This is a genomic window from Ruegeria atlantica, assembly GCF_013032505.1.
Classification (GTDB): Bacteria; Pseudomonadota; Alphaproteobacteria; order Rhodobacterales; family Rhodobacteraceae; genus Ruegeria; species Ruegeria atlantica_F.
The window spans coordinates 795,377-820,335 of record NZ_WQCG01000001.1; the positions used below are offsets into that span (position 1 = coordinate 795,377).

Genomic DNA, 24,959 nt, shown 5'->3' on the forward strand with positions numbered 1-24,959 from the left:
TTATTCCTCCATCACGCCTTTGCGCCCCATCAGCCCGCGCGGACGCGTCAGCAGCACGATGATGGCGACAAGGTAGATGATGATTTGGTTGATGCCCGGTATCGTGGTCGTGGCCCAGGTGGTCGACGCAAAGCTTTCGAGTATCCCTAGAAGGAACCCGGCTAAAACGGCCCCTGGCAACGACCCCATGCCGCCTACAACAACCACAACGAAGCTCAGGACCAGAAAGTCCATGCCCATGTGATAGTTGGGCGGGTTCAACGGCCCGTACATCACCCCGGCAAGACCAGCGACAGCGGCGGCTATGCCGAACATGATGGTAAATCGGCGGTCGATGTTAATACCCAGAAGGCCTACGGTTTCCCGGTCCGCCATCCCAGCGCGGACAACCATCCCGAAAGTGGTGAACTGCAGGAACGAGAACACGGCCCCGATAATGCCAACGGCGAACCCAAAATAGACCAGGCGCCAGATCGGATAGATGATTGCATTGGGATCAAAACCAACCATTGTGCCCAGATCGACAGACCCGCTGAGCGCATCGGGCGGCGGGGTCTGGATCGGGTTGGCACCGAAGAAATACTTGACGATTTCCTGCAGAACGATCGCAAGACCAAAGGTCACAAGGATCTGGTCTGCATGCGGACGCTTATAGAAATGTTTGATCAACCCGCGCTCCATCACGTAACCGACCACCAGCATCACTGGGATCGCAAACAAGATGGCCAGCGGGACGGACCAGTCGATAATCGTTGCGCCGACTTCCGGGCCGAACCAATATTCGACATATGGGGTTTCGACCTTCAGCGGATTGCCCAGAAAGTCCTTTTGGGTTTCATCCAGCGTCTCGAAACTCAGATTAAGCAGTTTTTGCAAAGTAACGGCGCAGAACGCGCCGATCATGAACAGGGCCCCGTGGGCAAAGTTCACGACGCCGAGCGTTCCGAAAATCAGCGTCAGCCCCAGCGCGATCAGCGCATAAGCCGAGCCTTTGTCCAGACCGTTTAGTATTTGCAGTAGGATGGCGTCCATTGGGCCCACCTCAGGGTTGGTCAGTGTGGATTGAGTGGTCAGGACCGGGCCAACAGGCGCGGCCAAAAGGTGTCCGACCGCCGAGAATGGCGGTCAGACATTAGCCAAATGGCTTACGCGCCCGGGTTGCACTTACCCAGTTCGCCACCGGCGAACATCGGGTGCTCCGGATCGTACTCGACCTGCGCACGCGGCGTGATCTCGACGATTTCAAGCGTGTCATAGGCGTTGGTCGGGTTCTCGTTGCCCCGCACAACCAGCACGTCCTTAAAGCACTGGTGATCGGCACCACGATACCATGTTGGACCGTTGCCCAAGCCATCAAACTCAAAGTCTTCCAGAGCTTCGACGACTCCACAGGGGTTAAAGGTGCCTGCACGCTCGACCGCATCAGCGTAAAGCAGAACTTGCGCATAGCATGTCTGAGCTGAGTTGGACGGTGGCTTGCCGTACTTTTCGCCAAAGGACTTAACGAAGGCTTTGGTGCCCTCATCCTGCAGCTGCCAGTTCCAGTTCATCGAACCCAGCACACCTTTGATGTTCTCGCCAGCACCGGCGGCCATCAGCTCGGAATACAGCGGCACAACGATCTTGAAGTCCTTGCCGTTGGCAACCTTGTCGAGCAGCCCGAACTGGATCGCGTTGGTTAGCGAGTTCACCATGTTGCCGCCATAGTGGTTCAGAACCAGAACGTCCGCACCCGAGTTCAGAACCGGCGCGATGTAAGACGAGAAGTCCGTCGACGCGAGCGGTGTCTTAACGGTGTTGACCGTTTCCCATCCCAAGGCTTCAGTCGAGGCTACGATCGACTCTTCCTGGGTCCAGCCCCAGTTGTAGTCGGCCGTCAGGTGATAGGCGCGACGTTCCTTGCCCATCTCGGCCGCCAGAACCGGCGCCAATGCAGCACCAGACATGTAGGCGTTAAAGAAGTGGCGGAACCCGTTGGCCTTCTTGTCCTTACCCGTAGTGTCGTTGGCATGGGTCAGACCGGCCATGAAGATAACGCCCGCCTCTTGGCACAGGCCCTGAACCGCGACGGCCACGCCCGAAGACGAACCGCCGTTGATCATGACCGCACCGTCTTTTTCGATCATCGACTTGGCCGATGCGCGTGCCGCGTCAGATTTGGTCTGTGTATCGCCTGTTACGAACTCGACCTTCTTGCCGAGGATACCGTTCCCTTTCAGCGCTTTCGACGAAAATGTGTTCAGGCAACCTCCGTCGCCTTCGCCGTTCAAATGTTCGACCGCCAGCTGCTGCGCCAGCAGTTCGTCATTGCCTTCTTCCGCATAAGGTCCGGTTTGCGGAACATTGAAGCCCAGGGTCACGGATGACCCGGTCGGCTCATTGGTAAAGGCAGCGGCGGATGAGGCCGTAAAGATCGTAGGCAGGGCCAGCCCGGAACCTGCAACGGCACCAGACTTTAGCACGCCGCGGCGCGTGACATTTTTGTTAGTCATGTATTCCTCCCGTTTCCATTTTTCGTCCTATGGCTCCTCTTCCAGCAGACGAAAACGCACTTTTGTGCACTCCAATAATGGAAATCGGACTGAAAATTTCTCAATAAATTACCAGTTTTGAAACAAGATTTTGTAAATTTATTCACGGAAAATAGGAGTTTTTGTAAATATCCAAGAAATCCCCTACGTACCATGAATAGTTTCATGTAGTTAGGTGTGAACCTTCTCAGCAGCGAACATAGACCTCAGTCCCACCTGCCCCACGTGTCTTTTGACGCTCAACTATAGCCGCAACTCACAATGAGACCTCCGACTTGACGCACTGACTCCAACTGACCCCGGCAACCAAAAATATCGTATGAAGCACCTGTGAACGAAATCACCGCCTCAGCCCATTTTCCAAGTTCATTTTAGCGCCGAAGATCAGGTGATTGCTGTCTAAAGCAACCCCACCAAAATACGGTCTAAAGACCGAACCAACGACGAAGTTACCGGCAGGAATCTGTATGGAACCAGCGTTTAAAGCCAAGAGAATTACCAAATAATTCTAAAGCAGGATATCAAATGAGACAGGCGTGAGTGGCGGTGCTGACTGACAGATTATGACACGTCTTAGCTAGGCGAGAATAGCTATCCTGTGTGGGAACCAAACAAAATGCATCACGGCCAGACGAATGATCTCGGGACTGGTGTTAAAGCACCTGAAGGACGATGATTTAGTTAAAGACCGAGGCTACGAATGCCCCCTGCCCGCCTCACGATGAATATTTCTGAAAAGACGCAGCCGATCATTCATCTTTTTCATAAACAATAAAGGGCGTTCTTTTAGCCACTTTGTCGTACAGAACTCGCCCTGGGTAGTTAAATTCTTGAGTTGTCCAGTAGGTGGTTGGAACACCGTCCTGCTTGGCGATCTGAAAAACAGATTCGATCAGAGCTCGTCCAACACCTTTTCCTCTAACCTGCGGATCAGCGAAAAGATCCATAAGATAACACGTATCCTCAACCGACCACATGAACCTATGGTAGAGGTAGTGCGCCAATCCGACCGGTTTCCCTTCTAACTCAGCTATGAGACAATTGTATTCACCTGCATCCGTTGACAACAACCTGTTGAACGAAACCTCATAGACTTCTTCTGAGACAGAGGTCTCGTAGAAGTCCAAATATGCCGTCCATAAGCGGCGCCACTCTTCGTGATCTTTCAATTCGAGGGGGCGGATAACTAAGCCTTCCGGCATGAAAGATTCCTCCAGCGTTTCTTTGATTGCTTACAACTGAGATCGCGCAGTTCGGTCAAATGGGCTGCTACCCGACGTCTACTCGATCATGATTAAGTGGTATGTCCTCATCCACGGCTTCGCCCAATTCCTGGGCGTATCGATGACCTGCATAAACCGCTGCTGCTATAATCGCCGGAGCATCACAATCTCCTATGCGACGAAGGCTGAACTGCAAATCCTCAGAACTGACCCGGCCGAGCAACCTTCTGTAAAGGCAATCATTTGGTTTACGAGCAGTAACCATAACAATGTTGGCAACGGGTACGGTCACACTTGGCCCGCCATAGGTACACTCTAACTCCGCGATTTCGCCATCAAACTGTTTAATCGACTTTGACGGCAGGGTCTCGACCCCTAAGCGAAGCAAATGCGTTCGGATTCGCCAACGTTCGGAGGTTTTTCCCGCCCAATCAGAAACACTGTCAGACGGTGTGACCAGCGTTACACCATGTCCCTGCGCTCGTATCTTCTCAGCAATGACGCTGGCCATGTAATAGCCATCCCCATCGAAAACGAGCGTCGGTCCATCGGGAAGCTTTCCATCCATGATGTCATCGGGGGTAAAAACGCGACTTAGGACGGCTCCTTCTGCGATCGGGACGAAACGTTCTTCGTCAAAATACTCCTTTCGCCAAGTCGCGCCGGTCGCAATCGCTACGTGATCAGCCTCAACGGCCAAGATATCGTCAACTGTCAGCGGACTTTCACGGTAGATTTCAACGTTGGGCATCTCAATCAATTGCTGTTCGCGATAGTCTTTGACGCGAATGTACTCGCTCATGCCAGGCAAAGCTGCTTCGCGCGAGACCCTGCCACCCAACTCACGAGAAGCTTCCGCCAATAGGACGTCATACCCACGCAAACCAAGCGCCCGTGCAGCTTCCAGTCCGGCGGCCCCGGCTCCGACGATCAGAACGCGCGCGTCTGAAGATTTCGTTCGGATGATTTCAGGGTGCCAACCTTTGCGCCACTCCTCCCCCATTGTTGGGTTCTGAGTGCATCGAATAGGTACACCGATCGAGTCGCTGGCGTAACAGACATTGCATCCGATACACTCGCGGATCGTAGACAAGCGTCCTTCCTCGATCTTTTTTGGAAGGTAAGGATCAGCAATCGACGGGCGCGCTGCACCTATGAAATCAGTTACCCCCCGCCTGACTTGTGAGACCATTGTATCCGGTGACGTAAATCGACCAACGGTTACCACAGGCTTATCCGTCACGGACTTGACCCAATGCATATAGGGTTCAAGAGCAGCTTCTTTTGTAAAACGGGAGACACCCATCTCAACCGAGTAGTCTGCGATGTTGATATCCCACAAATCTGGTAAATCAGAGAGCATCTCAAACATATCTCTTCGCTCACCATAGATTGGCTGGCCATCCTCGCCGATCTCTTCGTCTGCCGAGAAACGGACCGCCACGGCGCACCGATCCCCAACGGCGTCTTTGGTTTCTTGAATCAACTCACGGGTCAGGCGCACCCTGTTTTCTAAACTGCCACCATATTCATCACTGCGCGTGTTCACGCGCGGATGCAGAAAATTCGAGATCAGGTACCCGTGCGTTGCATAAACATAGACAACGTCAAATCCCGCATCTCGTGCCCTCAAAGCGGCCTTTCGATGCCAGCGGCGTAGATCCCGGATGTCCTGCTTGTCCATTGCGCGGGTCTGAAAAGGGTGCCCTTTCGTATTGGGACGGCTGTCGACGTCCATGCTCGGAAGCCGGGAAAACAAGTTGTTCGAGTTGGCGCCTCCGTACCAAAGCTCAGCACCCGCTAGGCTACCGTATTCGTGTACTGCATCGGTCATAAGTGTGTGCGCCCGAACATCACTGTCATCCCAAAGCGAAGCATAAGGATGCGGAAGGTCGTCAGATGATGGGTGGATCGAGTTGTATTCCGTGCATATGACGCCCCACCCCCCTTGCGCCTTTACTTTACGCATAGCAGCAAGAGTACGCGGGTATTGCCACCCCATTCCTGTACAGTGCGGCACCTGATAGAACCGGTTTGGCGCAGTAACTGGCCCGATTTGGACTGGTTCGAAAAGGATGTCGTAGCGAGAGTCCCTGCCCATATTTATTCCCTTAGCTAGCTGCGCCATGCGCTGGCTGATTTTGTCTGGAATGTCCGGTCTGAAAGCTGCTCTGTTTCAATCACCGTTGTTAAATCCAGGCATTCGAAAGTGACCCGGATAGACTTTGGAAAGGAAGCCGGTGATGTGATCCCGCGCTTCGATACGTCGAAAGTTTTCTGGATAGGTCAAAAGCTCCAACCAGATTCCGTCGTAAAGTGCTTCGAGGATATTGGCGACTTGCCTTGGCGGCATGTCCGTGTATCCACCGTCCTCGGCAATCTCTGAACATAGTCGTAGCGCAATGTTGTACCGCTCCTGATCGATATCATTGATCAGGCTGCGGTAGACTTTACGCCGCCCTGCCTCTCCAAAAAACGCAAACCAAACGGCTAGCTTCTTTGGAGTACAAATCTGCGGGTGGAAGTGCGCGTCGACAATAGCCAAAAGTTTCTCTGGCGCTGACAGCCCTGCATTTTCAAAAGCTTCCAACCACTGTTCATGATGCTCCTTTGCAAGAAACAGCAACGTTTCTTCCAGCAAGTTCTGTTTGCTTTTAAAGTGGAAGTTGACGATGCCCAGCGACAAACCGGCAATCTCGGTCACGGTGGACATGGTCGTTCCACCAATTCCATTCTGAGCAATCGAGTCGATTGTCGCATCGATGAGTTGTTGACGCCTCACTTCCTTGGACTCGGTACGCGGACGCCCCTCAGGGTTTGTTTTTTCGCTTGGCGATTGTCTCACCCGAATGCATCCCATCTGTTAGAGCGCTCCATCGGTTTTGCCGACCTCCACGGCCAAACTTCCCCAACGAGAGCGCATTTGACATCTAAGGGATATATGTCATTGATTGAATGCTCATTCAATGGTGAAGAAAAAAGATGTGAAAACAAACCGGGCGTTCGCGATCGTCATTCTAGAGTTCCGACCAAAAAGTGAAAACTGGCTCATGCACCAAAGATATAACCTTGCGATGCAAAGCTCCCAGAGGCTCAATGCGATCTTCAATCGCCGCCCAAGCCGCGTCGGCCTGCAATTGATCCTTGAATTCGATAACAGCCATAAGCGTATGATCTCGCTGCTCGTCGGTATCATAACCACTTGCGGGGATGCGTTTACACAATGGCGCTCCTTTCGTGGCCAGATCTGTCTTGACCAAGTGGTCGACAAACGCGTTCCACGCCTGCTTGAACGCGTCGAGCTCAACAGTTGGTTTCAATTCGAATTGGTTCAAAAGTCTTGGCATTCTTCACATACTGCCCGGCAAAGTATCACGAGCCAAACCTATGCAATTCCCCACGCAAGGCAAGCGCGAGGCCGTTAGATGATCCGCAACGAAAACCCAGTCATCGCAAATAGCCTGTGGTCCGCAACCGCTAGCTATTCAGCAGAATACCCGCAGCTCGTTGGCGAACGGCAATCCGACGTAGCCGTGATTGGCGCCGGTTTCACCGGACTTTCGGCGGCACTTCATCTGGTCGAGCAAGGCGTCAAAGTTGTTGTTATCGATGCCCAGCACCCTGGTTGGGGAGCTTCCGGACGCAATGGCGGTCAGATCAATGTGGGTCTCAAGGACGGACCGACGGGCATCAAAGCCAAATTTGGTGATCTCTGGGGAAACAGAATGATCCGAATGGCAGGTGAAGCTGCCGATCTTGTGTTCGACTTAGTCGCTCGGCACGGCATTGAGTGCGACGCAAAACGTCCAGGCTGGCTGCGCGCAGCGCATACTCACAAAACACTCAGTGAATTACACAAGCTCGCCGAGGATTGGGACAACCACGGCGGGGGCATGAAACAGCTTGATCAAAGCGAAATGCAGCGTCTGACAGGGACCGAAGCTTACCTCGGCGGCGTTCTGGATCGTCGCGGCGGTGTTTTGCACCCATTGAATTATGCGCTTGGGCTGGCCGAAGCAGGTCGCCGCAACGGTGTAGAAATCTTCGGCGATACGCCCGCCAACCAGATTACTTCAGGGGCCGGGCGTTTTCGGATTGAAACTCCCAAAGGAGCTGTCATCTCAGAGAAGGTGTTGATTTGCACGAACGCCTATTCCGGAGATCTGCATCCGCGGTTGTCTCAGTCAGTTTTGCCCGTTCGCTCAGTTCAGGTTGCTACTTCGCCCCTGTCCAACAATGTCCGCCAGTCAATTCTGCCAGAAAGCAACGCTTTGTCAGATGCACGACGCCTGCTTCTGTACTTCAGGCAAGACGCGGAGGGTCGCTTTCTAATGGGCGGTCGCGGTACCTACAACGACAACTCCACTCTCAAACAAATCGAACGTTTGAAGCGCATCTCTGTCGAACTTTATCCACAATTGTCCGGAGTTCAGTGGGAATTCGAATGGGGCGGCTTTGTTGCATTGACGAGAGATCACTATCCACACCTACACGAGCTCACTCCGGGGATCATGACAGGTTTGGGATACAATGGGCGCGGCGTTGCCATCGCAACGGCAATGGGGCGCGTCCTCGCCAAATGGGCGACAGGAACCAAAGCGGACGAGCTGGAATTTCCGGTTACCCCCCTCAAACCACTGCCCTTCTCGTTCGCGAAAGAAACTCTTGTCGAAGCAGAAATCCTACGCCTTAAACTCTTGGACAAGCTGGGTCTTTAGTGAGCGCGCAAGCAACCCCGACTAGCGTTTTTTGGAGAAGAAGCGATAGGTCAACGCGATAGCCGCCAAAGAGAGACCTGAGCCGTATCCGATCCAAACGCCGTTGGGACCGAACCCAAGCCAAAAGCCCAGCGCATATCCAAGCGGCAAAGCAAAGACCCAATACGCAATCAGGGTAATGGCAACAGGAACGTGATTGTCCATCATGCCCCGAAAAGCGCCCAGCATTGTCCCCTGCACGCCATCTGCAATCTGCATTGCAGCAATAACAAGGAACATCGATATCGCGAGAGAAACAACTCTTGGATCATCTGAAAGGCCATTGGCCAAAGGAGCGCGGCCTATCAAAATACCAGTAACGACAACGGCCATCCAACCAACAACAACCAATAGCGACGCCAACACAATCGGCTTGAGCCGTTCTGTTTCATCCGCACCAATTGCCTGAGCTACACGTATCGAAATCGCAATCGAAACACCCAAGGGCACCATGTAAATGACGTCGCTGACCGCGGAAACGATTTGATGCGCGGCAAGCGCGGCGGCGCTGAACCATCCCAGCATAAGGCCGGCGACAGCGTATGCGGCCCCCTCCCCCAGGTAACCAACGGAAATAATGAACCCTTCTTTGATCTGCGCCTTAACCTCGGACCAATCAAAACCTGCGGCCTTTAGGAAACCCTGCTTCTTTCTCCACGCGCGCAAAATCAAGAATGCCACAATTAACGGTACCATCTGGGACAACAGGCTAGCGATCCCGGCACCGACAAGACCCAGACCCGGCCAACCAGCAACCCCGTGGATCAAAACATAGTTCGAAGGGATATTGAAACCGACCGCAAGGAACGCGAGGCCAACCCCAATCCACGGGCGATTCATGGCGTCAAACAGGGCTTTCAAAGCATAGAAAATCGTGAAGGGTACCAAAAGGAGGCTCATCGCGATCCAGTAGCCGCCAATCAGACCGACCACTTCGGGCGGCTGCCCAATCCAGGAAAGGGCAGGTTTGAGGCAGATCATTACAGCAGCCCCAACGACACCAACGACAAGCGAAACGCTAAGCCCAGCGCTAGTGGCCGATGCAAGCCCTCGTTCACTCGATTTTCCAAAGGCTTCAGCCATCCGCACACCAATTGCGGAAACAAAGCCGTAGAGCGCTGAATAAAAGATGATCAGCACCGAGGCAGTGATTGAGACCGCCGCCAGAGGAAGTGTTCCCAATGGAGCCACCATCACGGTGTCCACGACGCCAATCAAAGCAGCTGCAGCAAGAGAGATAACTATCGGAAGAGCAAGCCGCGCAAGGTAACGCGCCTCTTTCAAGATCGCGCTCCAAGATGGCCGAGGCTGCTGCGATAACCGCACATGCGTCATATTGTTGGGCCTTTCAGTCGTAATTGACTAAGCCGTATCCCCAAGTAATTCCGGGACCAGGCGAACAAGGCAACCCCAGGCAGCCTGTTCCGCCTGCTTTCGGCTCAGGCCTTGAGGAGCAAGATGCAATCGCTGCCAATAGCCATCCGTCAATGTCTCCATCCATTCAGCCATTTGATCTGGTGAAGTAACCTCATCGTCGGGCAGCAATTCGTTCCAGATTACACGCAAGGTCTCTCTCCGACGTGTTTCGAAATGCTCGGCAACTTCATCGTACTGCAGTTGAAAGCGAAGCTCGCCCCAAAACGCATACCAAAGGGGTAAGACATCCGAACCACATGCATCAGGATGGAAATCAGCTTTTATCAGAGCCCTTATTTTTTCGGCGGGCTTATCCCCTGCTCGCTCTAAAGAAGCTGTCCAGTGATCTTCGTAGCGCTGGTAAAGGTCGCGCAAAGCTTCGGTCAGAAGACCAAGCTTTGACTTGAAGTAAAACGCCGCAACACCCTGAGAAAGCTCAGCTTCAGACGCGACCGTTGCGAGCGTCGTTTTTGCCAATCCATGAGCCAATATAGAGCGGCAAGCCGCGTCCAGCAGCTGTCGGCGACGACGATCTGCGTTCTCCTTCCGCTCTTTTCGGGGACGTTTACGATCTGCTTCGACCAATTGCCGCTCCTTCTACGAATACAGCCATCTACAGCGCGCAAAAAAGATGCGTCAATAGCTTGAAATTTATTTGAGCGCTCAAATAAACTTTACGAACCCGAACCTGATCTGTAAACGAGAGAGAAAGGGATGGAAAAATTTGACGGTTGAGAACAGATACGATGTTATTGTGGCCGGTGCTGGTCACAACGGATTGACTGCCGCCGCCTATTTGGCACGTGCCGGCATGCGTGTTTTGGTGGTCGAAAAGAACGACTGGATTGGAGGCGCTGCAGTCAGCCGCTCGCTGCACGATGGTTGGACGTACTCGAATTGCTCGTACGTTTGCTCTCTTCTGCGACGCGAGATTGCCCGGGACCTTGAGTTACCGAAATACGGACTTCAGGTTATTCCGTATGAAGGTGGCGCGAGCTTTACGCGCGATGGGGATTACTTCGCCTATTATTCCGATCACAACGCCCTTAAACGCGAGATGGCGCGACATTCTGCAAAAGATGCCGACGCCTATCGCTGTTACTCGCAAGCCATCATGCGGCAATGCCGTTTTATCCGTCCATTTCTGCTTCGAGATGCACCGGACCCTGCGTCTCTTCACCCACGAGATCTCGGCGAACTGGCTTATCTCGTAAAAAAAGCACACGGGCTGGGCAGTCGGGAGCTCGGCGAAACACTGAAATTCTGGACAATGTCCATTGGTGACGTTCTGGATGAGCATTTCGAAAACGACCTGATCAAGGCCCATTTGGCTGGCTCCGGCATTATCGGTACCGGACTTGGGGTGTACTCACCCGGCACGGCATATGTGCTGCTGCACCACTACATGGGTGACATTGACGGCGGCATCGGAGCATGGGGTTTCGCACGTGGGGGGATGGGTGCAATTTCGAATGCCATTGCAGCCTCTTTCAAGGATCACGGCGGTACTATCCACACAGGTTCGGGGATTGAGAAAATCCTCAGCAAAGATGGACGCGTTGAAGGCGTTGCTCTCGAGGACGGCAAGGTTTTTTATGCCCCTGTTGTTGCCTCCAATATGGATATCAAGCGCACAATTCTGCACCATATTGACGCGGCCGAGTTGCCGGATGATTTCACCAAGGCGGTGCGAAACTTCAAAATTCGCGGGTCTTCGGCGAAACTCAACATCGCGCTTGACCGCTTTCCAAATTTCCCTGCAGCACCCGAGCACACCAGCTTCCTCAGGGGTGATTTGCATGTGTCGCAAAGCCTCTTTGAACTTGAAAAGGCCTATGATGATTGGAAAGTCGGGCGCTGGTCGGAAAAGCCTTATATCGACATGCTCATCCCCAGCCAGATTGATCCGACTATGGCGCCAACAGGTGCCCATATGATGACGGTTTTCGTTCAATATGCGCCTTATGCTCTAGAAGTCGACGGCGTTAGATCGGCCCAGAATTGGGGCGAAAAGCAGCGCAGTGCGATGGCAGAAACTGTACTCGACCAGATGTCTGCGGCGTGCCCTGACATTCGCGAGCGCATTGTTCATATGGAAGTGCGTTCACCATTGGAAATCGAACGCGAGGTCGGTCTGACAGAAGGCAACATTTTCCAAGGTGAACTGACTTTTGATCAGCTTTTCTTCAATCGGCCAGTCCCGGGTTGGTCGCAGTACAATTTACCCATCGAGGGGCTTTATTTGTGCGGCTCATCCGCCCATCCGGGCGGAGGGGTTATGGGAGCACCTGGTGCAAACGCTGCCCGCGCAATCCTGAGGCACGAAACACGGCATGGCCGAATGAAGGGGTATGCCGCATGAGCCAATTTGATGCGATTGTCATTGGCGGCGGTGTTAACGGTCTGGTTGCCGGAACACTCCTTAGTCGACGCGGCAAGAATGTCTGTATCATTGAGAAATCCAGCAGGTTCGGCGGCATGGCGTCTTATTCCGTGGATGGCGGTCCGACTCTGGCCCATTCGCTATATAACCTGAGCCCACGGGTCTTGAGTGACATCGGCATAGATCCTCAACACCCTGTCCTGTCCGGCAAACCTGTCTCCACGGTTTCTTTGTCTGAGGATGGGCGGCATATCGTCTTCAAGAACGAAGGCATCTTTTGGAGCGAGGGGGCAAAACACCCGGAATCCGACGCCTGGACCGATCTGACACAGCAGTTGATTACGTATGGGGGCCTTTTGCGCCAACTCGCCGAGGCCCCACCACCCGGCGGTCAAAAAGCCATCCTTTCGCGGGGTGGGCTGAATGAGCTTTTGCGCCTGGCAAAACTGGGCATAGGATTGAAAAAGCTTGGAAAATCCGAGATGCGGCGTTTCTTGCAGGTCATTTTGTCCAATGTCCACGACATTGTAATTGATGACTTGCCGGAAGGACCGGTGGCTGGAATGCTTGCTGCTGATGCAATCTGGGGGTCAGCCACCGGTCCAAGATCCCCGGGCACGGTGTTCAATCTGATTTATCGGCTTGGCCACGGAGGTAACATCACACAACCAGCAGGTGGGATGTCCGCGCTGACCGATTTGATGGTTGAAGCAGCACAAAAGGCGGGGTGCGTGCTGATGCCGGAAACTGAGGTGTCTCGCATTGTGTTGCACGACGACACAGTCTCCGGAGTGGCAACTAACAATGGACGAACTTTGACCGCACCCATTGTGCTCAGCAACCTTGCTCCAAGACCAACAAGCCGAATGACCGGACCCTCTGCTTTTGACATCGAAGCAATGCGGCGAGTTCGAATTATTCGAGCTCGTGGAACAGCGGCTAAGGTCAACCTACGGTTAAAAGACGACGCCACCCTGCCCGGCCTGCCTAGCGAACTAGCCCACGAACGACTGATCTATGCCCCTTCTGTGGAGTACGTCGAAGCTGCGTTCAATCCAGTTAAGTATCGTCAAATGTCTAAAGCACCGGTGATTGAAGCCTTTAAAAGGCAGACAGCCGATGGGGCAAACTGGCTGTCAACCATAGTGCAATATGCGCCATCTGACATTGAAGGCAGTTGGACTGAGACTGCCAAGGAACAGCTTGCGCAAATCACAGTTGAAACTCTTAGCCGTGCCCTGCCCGGCTTGGGCGATCAAATCTCTGGCATACAGGTCATAACTCCGGATCAAATCGAAAGCGCGACCGGCGCACCAGGGGGGCACTGGCACCATGCGGAAATGTCATTGGACCAACTGCTGACACTTCGGCCCGCGAACGGGATGGCCAGATATTCCATGGGGCCGAAGGGGCTGTTCCAATGTGGTGCGGCAACGCACCCCGGCGGTGATGTCATGGGGCTCGCTGGTCGCAATGCGGCGCTGGCAGCGCTGGAGGCACAGGCATGAGCATCTTCACCGATCCGAAACTAGGTTTGATCCCCGGGCCGTTTCACAAAAGACTCGAAGAGCAAAATCGCGCGCAAAATTGGTACGATTGGGCGGGTTATGCCGCCCCGGGCGTGCTGGACAGTGTCGAGTTCGAGTACTTCGCGCTGCGCAATCAGGCATCCTTGTTCGACATCTCACCAATGCACAAGTACCGATTGACCGGGCCGGATACGACTACGATGCTCAATCGCCTAGTGACACGGGACATCCGAAAAATCGGCGTTAGTCGCGTGGGGTACGCAATCTGGTGTGATGAAGAGGGTATGGTCATCGATGACGGGACCCTGTTCCACCTTGGCGACAACGATTGGCGCCTTTGCTGTCAGGAACAAATGCTGACATGGCTACTCGACGCAGCTTGGGGTTTTGACGTTTCAGTCGTCGACGAAACTCACAGTATCGCTGGACTTTCGCTGCAGGGCCCGACCTCCTACGCAGTTTTGGAGGCCGCCGGGTTAGATGTCAGCCAGCTGAAGCCATTCGATCTTGCTCACGTTGACCATGATCTCATGATTTCGCGGACGGGTTTTACCGGTGATCTGGGCTATGAACTCTGGTGCGACTGGGACGAAGCAGAAGCGCTTTGGGACCGTATTTGGACAGGTGGCGCACATCAGGGATTGCGCGCGATTGGCTACGAAGCCTTAAATTTGGCCCGCATCGAAGCGGGGTTTCTGACCGCAGGCGTGGACTTTCAACCAGTTCATGCAACCGAGCGATTGCATCGGGGACAAACCCCCTTCGAACTTGGTCTTGGCCGGCTAGTCGACTTCAACAAAGGTCATTTCAATGGTCGGCGAGAGCTGCTGTCCAAGCGAGAAACTCCAAGAAGCCTGCTCATGCGTTTCGACGTTGAAGGATTCAAACCCTCAGAAGGGTCATTGATCTACAACCGACGCAAAAAAGAAGTTGGGCACATAACGTCCGGAATATGGTCGCCCACCGCCAAACGCAACATCGCGTTGGCACATGTCCGTATGCCGGATGCAGGCCGGTCATCCGGCTTAAAGGCGGAAATTTACACTCTGCAAGAAGGCAAATGGGACACCAGGATGGCGCGCCTTACACCTGTCACCAAAGCCTTTTTCGCACCGCCCCGCGCACGTGCCACGCCACCGGCCCACACCTAAAGGAGAAGCAGACGTGAATACTCTAGGGAATACACCAGCCGACGGCGATCTGGTCGCTTGGGATCGCGACCATCACCTGCATCCTTGGGCCGGAACCGAGGGCTTTGGGTCCGACGAATACATGCGAGTAAATACAGCGGATGGTATCTACCTTTGGGATGCTGCCGGGAAGCGATATATTGATGGCCCAGGCGGTATGTGGTGCACACAGATCGGATACGGGCGTCAAGAGATGGCTGATACCATTTCCCAACAGGTTATGAAGATGCCTTACGCGTCGCCCTGGTCGTTTACGACTGAACCCGCAGCTATTTTGGCGCGCATGATCGCAGAACGCACACCGGGCGATCTGAACACCGTGCACTTCACTACCGGTGGGTCTACGGCCGTTGACACCGCGCTGCGGACCGCGCTTTTCATGAACAAACGGCTTGGCCGGCCGGAGAAGAGGATCGTGATCGGCCGGGAAAAAGGCTACCACGGATCCACTTTTCTCGCCGCGACTGTCACTGGGAAAGAGCGCTTCGAAACAAGCTTTGAAAAAGCTCAGGATCTGGTGCGTTTCCTTCCCGACGTGAATCCCTACCACCGGCCGGAAGGCATGAGTGTTGATGCCTGGTGCGACGCTAAAGTCGCCGACCTTGAAAACCTGATTGCTGACGTAGGCGCCGACCGTATTGCCGCCTTTATCGCCGAACCGATCCTGTGTTCCGGTGGCGTGATCGTTCCACCTCTGGGCTATCATAAGCGTACGCTCGAAATCTGCCGTGCAAACGACATTCTGTACATTTCGGATGAAGTCGTAACCGGCTTTGGCAGGTTGGGCCATTGGTTCGCCTCAGAAGACGTCTTTGGTATCGTCCCTGATATTATTACCTGCGCAAAAGGTTTAACCTCGGGCTATCTGCCGCTGGGCGCCTGCATAATCTCGGACGCAGTAATGAAACGCATTTCAGACGCACCGGGCGACGATGTTTTCTACAACGGCTATACATACTCCGGGCACCCGGTGAGTTGCGCCGCTGCAATCAAAAATATCGAAATCATGGAGCGCGAAGACATTCTGGGACACGTTCAACGCGTCACACCGCATTTCCAGGACCGCCTACATCAAATTAAAGAAAAGTTTCCGATAGTTGGGGATGTGCGCGGTGACGGGCTCCTTGGGTGCATAGAATGTCGTCCCGGACTAAACGTCGAGAGCTACGAAGCGCATGTGAAGTTTGGGCAAAAACTGGACGATGCGTGCGAGGAGATGGGGTTGCTATTGCGTCCGTTTGGAAACATGGCGGTGTTCTCGCCCCCTCTGATCATATCTCCCTCGCAGATAGACGAAATGTTCGGCATCATGGAGGCTGGTATGGCGCAGGTCAGCAAGGACTACGACGCATAACAGTCAACGCGCTAAGACAAGGAGGCAGTTAGATCAGGCTGGTTTCCGACCACGGATGTGATGTGGGCAATGCTCTCCGGTTTTTAGCACGGGCTGCATAGCGTCCCAGATTTCGATCTGGTGCTCGATAAACTCCGCACCGTGCCGGGCTTCCCAGTCGGCGCGGTTTGGTCCGGTCAATTCCTCAAGTTCCGCAGCGGATACCTGAGCATACCAAGGGTTGCGATTGACCAACTCTACGTCTTCAAAACCCGCCAACTCCATGGCAGCGCGGTACTTAGAGGGCGACGCCATCTGAAACTCCAAGGCTTCCATCTTTACGTAGTGCGCCATCTCGGGTGACATTTCCCCGTCGTGATTGGTCAACCAGTCAGAAGCCGCGAAATGACCACCCGGTTTAAGCACGCGATACGCTTCCGCGGCCATCGTTACTTTGTCGGGGATATGGATGATCGAGTCCTTCGAAAACACGACATCAAAAGTACTGTCTTCGAATGGCATTGGACCTGGAGTGACCTCTATAACTTCGACCTTTCCTTCCAGATCCGCCTGTCTAACTCGCTCCTTTGCAGCCGCGCAGACTGGGGCTTCTACATCAATCCCCGTCACTCTAGCGACGCCGAACTCCCTTGCCATCAACACCGCGATAGCCCCAGAACCACAGCCGATATCGAGGATACGCTTATCCTTCAGATCAATCCCTTCAACAACTCGAGCAACTTCTTCAGGGCCTCCCGGTGAAAGAAACCCCTCCCCCCAAAGCTCCTCCAGAAAGCTGATCACCTGTCGGTCATATAGGATTTCGTCTGACATAGGATTTCCCCGCATCTGATTGTCAGTCAATCACTGTAGTGAAGCCTTTTCTCCCTGTTCAGACAAGCTTTATTGCGAATTCGAAGGTCGGCGATGTGATTTTAATTGAATGATCATTCAGTCAATAGACATTATTCGTATTGAATGATATTCGGAGAAATGAACGCTAAAGTAGGAATTTCTTGCCATGGACGACACCCTTCCGACGCATGTCCAAACCGTGATCATTGGCGGGGGATCTATCGGTGCGAATACGGCCTACCACCTTACCAAGCTCGGCCATACCGATGTTGTGGTTCTGGAACAGGGTCAACTGACATCAGGAACCACTTGGCACGCAGCAGGCCTGATTGTAGCCGGCCTTCTCAAATCGGAAGCTGAGTGCGCCATCTACACGCATGGGCGGGACCTTTATGCCAACCTAGAGGAGGAAACCGGTATATCCACAGGTTTCCGCGACGTTGGATATCTGCAAATTGCAACCAACGAGGAACGCCTGCATGAGATGCGCCGTGTCGCAGCCTTCATGCGGCGTTTTGGGATAAACAATCATGAAGTCTCGGTAAAAGAAGCGCAGGATATGTTCCCTATTGGGGACCTTTCAGACGTCGTTGGAGCATTCCTAATTCCGGAGGACGGGCGGGCTAACCCAGTGGACGTGACAATGTCTCTGGCCAAGGGAGCCAAAAACAGAGGCGCACGTTTCTACGAAGGCGTGCGGGTTGAAGAGATTTTGGCCAGTAACGGCACCGCGACAGGGGTCCGCACCGCAAGTGGTCACACCATAGCAGCGGAAAACGTTGTGATTTGTGGTGGCATGTGGTCTCGCCAGCTGGGTGCCAAACACGGTTTAAATCTACCCCTCCAGGCGGCTGAACACTACTACCTGATAACGGAAAGCATCCCGGGCCTACCCCGCGATCTGCCCGTTCTCGAAGACCCTTCCACGTACGCATATTACCGTGAAGAAGTCGGTGGGATGATGTTAGGCCTTTTTGAGCCCGGCGCTGCGGCTTGGAAGCTCGATGGTATCCCAGATGAATGGCAATTTGGAGAGATCGAGCCAGACTGGGAACGTGTTGGGCCCGACCTGGAGAAAGCCTATTCGCGTGTGCCTGACACCATGAACTACGGTGTCAAAAAACTATTCTGCGGTCCTGAGAGCTTTACGCCTGATCTTGCGCCGCTTGTTGGCCCAACGCCTGAACTGCGCAATCTTTGGGTTGCATGTGGGATGAACTCACTTGGCATCCTGAACGGTGCAGGCACAGGAATGGTGCTGGCCCATTGGATGGTGGACGGATTGCCGCCAATTGATGTCACCGGTATCAACGTCAATCGTTTCTCCCGTGAAATGGCGACACCGGCTTTTCGACGCGACAGGACACCTGAGTTGCTCGGAAAGCTATTTGGCCAGCACTACCACAACGAAAACTACAAAACGGCAAGGAACGTTAAGCGTTCAGTGCTATATGACCGCCTCAAGCAGGCCGGAGCCTTTTTCGGCGAAGGAAATGGATGGGAACAACCTGATTGGTTTGCCCCGACGCCCGAACAAGCCAAGGTCGAGAAATACAGTTGGTACCGCCAAAATTGGTTTGATTGGCACGCTGAAGAACATAAGGCAGCACGAGAGGATGTTATCGTAATGGACATGACATCAATGGCGTGTTTCAGCGTAGAAGGCCCGGACGCATGCGCACTCCTCTCTCGCCTGTCTTGCAATGACGTTGATGTTGAACCCGGTCGTGTCGTCTACACAGCCTGGGTAAATGAACGAGGTGGATTTGAGGCTGACCTTACAGTTACCCGGTTATCCGATCAGAAATACTGGGTCATCGTGGGAGAAAACTCGGCGGGTCATACCGAGATGCGCATGCGACGGCACATTCTGGACGATGAGAACGTTGTTATCACAGACATCACCGCAGGACGCTGCCAGATCAACGTTCACGGTCCAAAGTCACGCGAACTTTTGAGCCGAATATCTGGTGCTGATTTGTCCGACGAAGGTTTTCCCTTCATGACTGCTCGAGAAATCGACATCGGGTACGCCGTAGTTACAGCCTATCGCGTCACCTTTATCGGCGAACTGGGCTGGGAGCTTCACGTGCCTGCCACTCAAGCAGTACAGACCTACGATCTGATAATGGAAGCAGGTCGTGATTTGGGCGTTCGCAATGCCGGAATGCAGACCCTTAACTCCCTGCGGCTCGAGAAAGCCTATCGTGATTTCGGAATTGATGTGGACAACACAGACAACCCGATTGAGGCCGGTCTTGGCTTTGCCGTTAAATTGGACAAACCCGGTGGCTTCATCGGCAGGGAAGCACTAGCCGCGATCAAAGCAAAAGGCACGCCCAAGAACCGAATGTTGCAGTTCCTGCTCAAAGACCCAGAGCCTCTCATGTACGGCAACGAGATGATTTACCTAAACGGCAAAGAAGTCGGATATATCCAAGTTGGTGGATATGGGCACACTCTCGGCGCTGCGGTCGGTATTGGTTTTGCAGAAATTGGCGAACCGTTGACTGCCGACGTAGTCGCAACAGGGCAATGGCAGATCGAAATTGCCGACGAGAAATACGATGCGACCGCCTCGTTAAAGCCGCTTTATGACCCCGACATGCGCAAGATAAAGTGCTGATGCATTATTGTTCGGTGCTGTATTTCAAATCGGAAAATGTTTTGGGAAAAACCGAGCCAGCGAAAGCATGCAAACATCCCTGAATTCCCGACGATCAGCCACTTTGGGATACAACATCAAGCTGAGCCAGGCCCCATCAGACATCGCCTCAACAGCCCGTGCTGTTTTTTCCGGATCGAGATCGTCATAACCACCATCTTCGATCAATTCACCACACAGTTGCAAAATTCGGTCGTATCTTTCGTTGTCATATTTATTATGTATTTTCAAATAATTAGGGCGATACTTAGCTTGACCCCAGAAAGCAAACCAGACAGCCAAGCGCTTATGGGTGCAGATGCTTTTGTCAAAATCTGCTCGAATGATGGCAGCCAGCCTATGCGCGGCAGTGGGTTCCGCAGCGTCGTAAGACCTTAGCCAATTCTCATAGTGTTCTTGCGCAAGGAAACCCAGCGCAGCGTCATACAGTGCTTCCTTGCTGTCGAAGTGGTAGTTCACAACGCCATGGGACAGATTGGCAGTTTCGGTCACATGTTTAAGCGTCGTGTCAGAAAACCCGCGCTTCGAGATCGAGTCGATGGCAGCCATTATCAACTGCAAGCGACGAACTTCAGGAGGTTCGGTGCGTCGTTTTTTCTGAAGCTCATGCGTCTCCAATTTAACTCTCCTCTCGTTCGGCCATCTGCCTGTCCAGCAAATCCGCCCTTTGTTGCCGGAACATAACGATAGCTGCGATAGCGACACAAATGGCGATCACAAGGATCATGATGGTCGCCAGCGCATTAATATCCGGCCTGAGGCCTAGTCGAATGCGCGAAAAGATCAAAATTGGCAAGGTATTTGCACCTGGGCCAGTAACAAAACTTGCTATGACCAGGTCATCGAGAGACAGAGTAAACGCCAATAGCCAGCCGGAGATAAGGGCTGGCGTCAGCTGTGGGATCGTGATGGCAGTCAGAACTTTGAACGGTTTTGCTCCAAGATCGGCGGCAGCTTCTTCCAAAGTTTGCCCAACGCCGGTCAAACGCGCCTGAATTGTCACCGCCACGTAAGCCATTGAAAAGGTAATATGCGCGATCGTAATCGTCGCAAAACCACGTTCTGCTGGCCATCCGATCAGTTGGTTCAGGGAGATAAAGAAAACCAACAAGGACAATCCGGTTATCACCTCGGGCATCACCAAAGGAGCGACCAACATACCACCAAACAACGTCCGCCCCTTGAACCGCCCAAAGCGCACCATAGCCAGTCCCGCTAAGGTGCCGAGCGCTGTCGCAAAAGTCGCGTTCACAACAGCAATCTGAAGACTGAGCGAAACAGCACTCCAGACTTCGGCAGATTGGAAGAGCTCTTTGTACCAACGCAGGGACCATCCTCCCCAAACAGGCACGAGTTTGGAGTAGTTGAATGAGTAAATGACCAACAGGATCATCGGGATGTAAAAGAATGCCAATCCCAAGGTCAGCATGATGGTCAAAAAGCGGGAGCGTTTGGCGTACATTTATTGCTCCTCCGATGCTTTGCCCTGGTAGTGCTGGAACACCATGATGGGCAGCACCAGAATGATAAGCAGAACAATCGCCACTGCCGCAGCGACCGGCCAATCACTGTTTCTAGAGAACTCGTTGTAGAGTACCCGACCAATCATCTGCACATTCCCGCCCCCCAACAGGTCGGGGATAACGTACTCTCCGGTCGCAGGGATGAAGACCAACAACGAACCAGCGACAATACCGGGCATCGTCAGCGGCAAAGTAATTTTGAAAAACGTGTTCGTTGGCCTGGACCCAAGATCGGCAGCCGCTTCGTTCAGACTGTTGTCCAACTTCTCCATATTCGCGTAGAGCGGCAGGATCATGAACGGCATATAGGTGTAGACGATCCCGATATAGACGGCGAATTCCGTGTACAGCATGCGGATTGGCTCGTCGATTATACCCAGCGCTATCAGGAGATTGTTGATCGTGCCTTGATCCGCAAGCAACCCCATCCACGAATAGACCCGCAACAGGAACGACGTCCAAAACGGAAGAATTATTGCAAACAACAATAGCGGTTTTGCAACTGGCCCCGATCGTACAATTGCGTAGGCGATGGGGTAACCAAACAAGAGGCACAAGAACGTGGAGGTCACTGAAATCTTGAGAGAATTGACGTAAGTGTCAAAGTATAGGCTGTCTTCCCAGATGTAGACAAAATTGTCGAACACCAGACGGATCGTCATGATCCCGTCGCCCGTCCACTCAATCAAACTGGTGAATGGAGGGCTTGCAATCGCCAGTTCGGCCAAGCTTATTTTGGCGACAATAAAGAACGGCGCTAGGAAGAAAACGAGCAGCCAGAGGAACGGCACAACGGTAACGATCTGTCGCCAACTGTTTTGTATACGCCGCATGAATTGGCGTGATATCGGCAGTTGTTTAACCGGAAGCGGTTCAGGCATATCCTCCGTGAAATCTGTCATGAGTGGAGCAACATGGCGCTAGACGGATCCCAGCTGATTTTCACCTTGTCTTCCCAAGTTATTCTCTGTGTGGTGTGCGTCGGACGAGATTGGTTGGGCATAGTGACGTCGAAGATTTCGTCATTGGGAAGCCTTACCTTGTAGATCGATGTTTCCCCCAAATACCCAACGTCGTCGATGATTGCCGATGTCTGGTTAGGGCCTTCAGCAACCTCATCCGATTTCTCCAGCCGAATTTTCTCCGGCCTCAGCGCAACCCAAATCTTGCTGCCAACCTTCACCGAATGACCGTGATCAACAAAAACTTCGCAGAACTCGGTCTCAACCCGAACATGGTCCGCCCCGTCCTCGGTCACCCTGCCCTCAAAAATATTTGCTGACCCTATGAAGTCAGCGACAAAGCGGGATTCAGGGAACTCATATATCTCTGTTGGCGTTCCAATCTGTTTGAACCGACCCGCGTCCATGACAGCCATTCTCGAGGACAAGGTCATTGCTTCTTCCTGATCGTGGGTCACAACGATAAACGTGACACCGACCTTGTCCTGAATGTTTGCGAGCTCAAACTGCGTTTGCTTACGCAGTTTTTTGTCAAGTGCAGCCAAAGGTTCATCCAAGAGCAGCAGTTTGGGGCGTTTGACTAAGGCCCGCGCCAACGCGACCCGCTGACGTTGTCCGCCAGACAATTGCTTGGGTTTTCTCTTTTTGAAATCTTCCAGCTCAACGAGCTTGAGGATGTCGTGAACCCTATCAGCTAAGTCGAACTTGGGGACATGGTCCTGCTCCAACCCGAATGCCACATTTTTTTCGACGGTCATATGCGGGAACAACGCATAGCTTTGGAACATCATATTAGTAGGGCGTTCGTAGGCTGGCACATCGGCCATATCAACACCGTCGATCGTAATTGTGCCCGCATTCAAATCCTCAAACCCTGCAAGCATTCTAAGCAGTGTCGACTTTCCGCATCCCGATCCACCCAGAAGGCAGAATAACTCTCCTTTGTAGATGTCCAGATCGACGTTATCGACGGCGGTCACTTCACCGTATTTCTTGGTTACACCTTTGATTTGAACTAGGGGTTGCTGCTCTTTTTGCTCGAGCCAAGGTGCTGCACTGACAGTTGTGGAAACGGTCAATTTGGGCCTCGCAGTCTGCCAGTGTGGATTGGAGGGTGCAGGAGCGATCCGATAGGAACCGCTACTGCACTTGCTGGGGTGAGTGGATCAATTACCGGCCTTGAAGTCAGTCCAGGTGCGCGTCTGCAAACGCTCGACCTTGGGAGGAAGAACGGCAGTCGTATACATCTTGGCAACCTGATCCGATGTCGGGAAAGCGGCCGGGCTGGACGTGACGGCTTCATCAACCATTGGTTTGGCCGTCAGGTTGGCAGTCGCATACCACGTGAAGTTACTATCATTGGCGCCAACCTCGGGCCGCATCATGTAGTTGAGGAAAAGATGTGCGTCTTCCTTGTTGGCAGCGTCCTGCGGGATCAGCCAGCCATCAATCCACAGCTGTGCCGTGCGATCACCTTCGGGCAAAAAGAAGTCTAGCACGACACCAGTATCGGCTTCGGCTGCACCGGACATCGCAAGAAGACCATCCGGGCCCCAAGTGGTTGAAACACAGAACTCTTTCTGAGGCATCCGCTGATAGGCATAGTTATCGAAGGTTTTGATGTACGGCCTAATTTCCGCCAGCATCTCCCCAACTTTCTCATAGTCTTCCTTGTTTGTGGAGTTCGCATCCAAACCCATGTGCGCCAAAGCCATTGGAATGATGTCGCCCGGGGAATCCAAGAACGAAACGCCACACTTGGACAGCTCTTTCATGTGCACAGGGTCGAATACCATATCCATCGAACCGATGGGGGCGTCAGGATAAGTCTCTTTCACCAATTCTTCGTTGTATGTGACTCCGTGCGTTCCCCACATATACGGAATGAAGTGCTGGTTGCCTGGATCCCACTCGCTGGCCAGCTGTTCCAAAATGGCCGGATCAATGTGCTTAATGTTATTGAGCTTCGACATATCAAGCGGAGCGACGATACCCGCCTTAATCAGCCGAGCCGTATCACTGCCGGCATGACTAACTACGTCATATCCGCTGTTTCCTGCCAGGAGCTTAGCATCAATTGCTTCGGCAGAGTCATACGGATCATAAATGACCTTGATTCCGTATTCTTTTTCAAAGTTCGAAATTGTGTCTTCAGCGATGTATTCTCCCCAATTCGTAACCTTCAACACACGCTCTTGCGCGAATGCCGATCCCGAAATTGCAGTAGCCGTTACTGCTAAAACTGTAATCCCGGCAACTTTCCTGATTGAGCTCATGATTTCGCTTCCTCTCCCTGAGTGGTGGCTGCAGCAATTTCGCTTGCCTTGTCTGCTAGACACTATTTCGAATGATCGCGCCCTGCGTCGCGGGCGCGATCATTATGCACCCCATCCTCCTCCAGCCGTCATGTCTTTATCTGACTGGTCATTCAGAACGGTAGTCTGATGAAATCTTCGCTGTCAAGCGCAGCCGGGAAGATTTTGATCAAATCCCCGCAAACAGTTATAATTGTACAAAACTTACGCAAATACAGTGAAAATGACTATGTCAAACCGACTTTGAGATTTACTTCGAATCTATTTCTGAATGATC

The 24,959-nt window shown here is 53.1% G+C and carries 20 protein-coding genes and 1 pseudogene; 6 read left to right on the forward strand and 15 right to left on the reverse strand.

Annotated features, from left to right (window positions below; all coding sequences use genetic code 11):
* From GOW92_RS03930 to GOW92_RS03955, 7 genes and pseudogenes are all read right to left on the reverse strand, one after another.
* Window positions 1-1,032 carry a branched-chain amino acid ABC transporter permease gene (locus GOW92_RS03930; RefSeq protein WP_170558182.1) on the reverse strand — a complete coding sequence of 344 codons (1,032 nt, stop codon included), beginning with the start codon at window positions 1,030-1,032 and terminating at the stop codon, window positions 1-3.
* Between the two features lie 113 nt (window positions 1,033-1,145).
* Window positions 1,146-2,492, reverse strand: coding sequence for a substrate-binding protein (locus tag GOW92_RS03935; protein ID WP_170558184.1), 1,347 nt, complete (start codon window positions 2,490-2,492; stop codon window positions 1,146-1,148).
* Between the two features lie 640 nt (window positions 2,493-3,132).
* A pseudogene (locus tag GOW92_RS25455) lies at window positions 3,133-3,216 on the reverse strand (IS6 family transposase); the annotation flags it as partial.
* 64 nt (window positions 3,217-3,280) lie between these two features.
* Window positions 3,281-3,733: a GNAT family N-acetyltransferase gene (locus tag GOW92_RS03940; protein WP_170558186.1), complete on the reverse strand. Its 453-nt coding sequence runs from the start codon at window positions 3,731-3,733 to the stop codon at window positions 3,281-3,283.
* A gap of 67 nt (window positions 3,734-3,800) precedes the next feature.
* Complete coding sequence (locus tag GOW92_RS03945) at window positions 3,801-5,855, reverse strand: FAD-dependent oxidoreductase (RefSeq protein WP_170558188.1); 2,055 nt, start codon at window positions 5,853-5,855, stop codon at window positions 3,801-3,803.
* Window positions 5,856-5,930: 75 nt separating this feature from the next.
* A complete protein-coding gene (locus GOW92_RS03950; RefSeq protein WP_170558191.1) occupies window positions 5,931-6,614 on the reverse strand; it encodes a TetR/AcrR family transcriptional regulator in 684 nt (227 codons plus the stop codon).
* A 157-nt stretch (window positions 6,615-6,771) separates the two neighbouring features.
* Complete coding sequence (locus tag GOW92_RS03955; RefSeq protein ID WP_217356495.1) at window positions 6,772-7,101, reverse strand: DUF6614 family protein; 330 nt, start codon at window positions 7,099-7,101, stop codon at window positions 6,772-6,774.
* A 78-nt stretch (window positions 7,102-7,179) separates the two neighbouring features.
* Here GOW92_RS03955 and GOW92_RS03960 point away from each other — a divergent pair, with 78 nt between their 5' ends.
* Entirely contained in the window at window positions 7,180-8,472 is a 1,293-nt protein-coding gene (locus tag GOW92_RS03960; protein WP_170558195.1) for an NAD(P)/FAD-dependent oxidoreductase, read from the forward strand.
* Between the two features lie 21 nt (window positions 8,473-8,493).
* Here the strand turns inward: GOW92_RS03960 and GOW92_RS03965 are convergent, their stop codons facing one another.
* Window positions 8,494-9,795, reverse strand: coding sequence for an MATE family efflux transporter (locus GOW92_RS03965; RefSeq protein WP_254452886.1), 1,302 nt, complete (start codon window positions 9,793-9,795; stop codon window positions 8,494-8,496).
* A 78-nt stretch (window positions 9,796-9,873) separates the two neighbouring features.
* A complete protein-coding gene (locus GOW92_RS03970; protein WP_170558199.1) occupies window positions 9,874-10,512 on the reverse strand; it encodes a TetR family transcriptional regulator C-terminal domain-containing protein in 639 nt (212 codons plus the stop codon).
* Window positions 10,513-10,651: 139 nt separating this feature from the next.
* Here GOW92_RS03970 and GOW92_RS03975 point away from each other — a divergent pair, with 139 nt between their 5' ends.
* The 4 genes from GOW92_RS03975 to GOW92_RS03990 are packed head-to-tail and all read left to right on the forward strand — an operon-like array spanning window position 10,652 to window position 16,383.
* On the forward strand, window positions 10,652-12,289 hold the full coding sequence (locus GOW92_RS03975) for a phytoene desaturase family protein (protein WP_170558201.1): 1,638 nt from the start codon (window positions 10,652-10,654) through the stop codon (window positions 12,287-12,289).
* Window positions 12,286-13,818: a phytoene desaturase family protein gene (locus GOW92_RS03980; RefSeq protein ID WP_170558203.1), complete on the forward strand. Its 1,533-nt coding sequence runs from the start codon at window positions 12,286-12,288 to the stop codon at window positions 13,816-13,818. Before GOW92_RS03975 ends, GOW92_RS03980 begins: the two co-directional genes overlap by 4 nt.
* Window positions 13,815-14,990: an aminomethyltransferase family protein gene (locus GOW92_RS03985; RefSeq protein ID WP_170558205.1), complete on the forward strand. Its 1,176-nt coding sequence runs from the start codon at window positions 13,815-13,817 to the stop codon at window positions 14,988-14,990. Before GOW92_RS03980 ends, GOW92_RS03985 begins: the two co-directional genes overlap by 4 nt.
* Before the next feature lie 13 nt (window positions 14,991-15,003).
* Window positions 15,004-16,383: an aminotransferase gene (locus GOW92_RS03990; protein ID WP_170558207.1), complete on the forward strand. Its 1,380-nt coding sequence runs from the start codon at window positions 15,004-15,006 to the stop codon at window positions 16,381-16,383.
* A gap of 33 nt (window positions 16,384-16,416) precedes the next feature.
* Here GOW92_RS03990 and GOW92_RS03995 read toward each other — a convergent pair whose 3' ends face one another.
* Window positions 16,417-17,196, reverse strand: coding sequence for a class I SAM-dependent methyltransferase (locus GOW92_RS03995; protein WP_170558209.1), 780 nt, complete (start codon window positions 17,194-17,196; stop codon window positions 16,417-16,419).
* A 187-nt stretch (window positions 17,197-17,383) separates the two neighbouring features.
* Here GOW92_RS03995 and GOW92_RS04000 point away from each other — a divergent pair, with 187 nt between their 5' ends.
* Window positions 17,384-19,843, forward strand: a complete 2,460-nt coding sequence (locus GOW92_RS04000; protein WP_170558212.1) for a GcvT family protein — start codon at window positions 17,384-17,386, stop codon at window positions 19,841-19,843.
* A gap of 24 nt (window positions 19,844-19,867) precedes the next feature.
* Here GOW92_RS04000 and GOW92_RS04005 read toward each other — a convergent pair whose 3' ends face one another.
* The 5 genes from GOW92_RS04005 to GOW92_RS04025 form a co-directional block, all read right to left on the reverse strand.
* Window positions 19,868-20,500, reverse strand: a complete 633-nt coding sequence (locus GOW92_RS04005; protein ID WP_170558214.1) for a TetR/AcrR family transcriptional regulator — start codon at window positions 20,498-20,500, stop codon at window positions 19,868-19,870.
* 1 nt (window position 20,501) lies between these two features.
* Window positions 20,502-21,344, reverse strand: coding sequence for an ABC transporter permease subunit (locus GOW92_RS04010; RefSeq protein ID WP_058280802.1), 843 nt, complete (start codon window positions 21,342-21,344; stop codon window positions 20,502-20,504).
* A complete protein-coding gene (locus GOW92_RS04015; protein WP_217356507.1) occupies window positions 21,345-22,238 on the reverse strand; it encodes an ABC transporter permease subunit in 894 nt (297 codons plus the stop codon).
* Window positions 22,239-22,303: 65 nt separating this feature from the next.
* Window positions 22,304-23,446 (reverse strand): ABC transporter ATP-binding protein, encoded by a 1,143-nt coding sequence (locus GOW92_RS04020; protein ID WP_170558219.1) that lies wholly within the window; start codon window positions 23,444-23,446, stop codon window positions 22,304-22,306.
* A gap of 87 nt (window positions 23,447-23,533) precedes the next feature.
* Window positions 23,534-24,643, reverse strand: a complete 1,110-nt coding sequence (locus GOW92_RS04025; protein WP_170558221.1) for an extracellular solute-binding protein — start codon at window positions 24,641-24,643, stop codon at window positions 23,534-23,536.
* Window positions 24,644-24,959 lie beyond the last annotated feature (316 nt).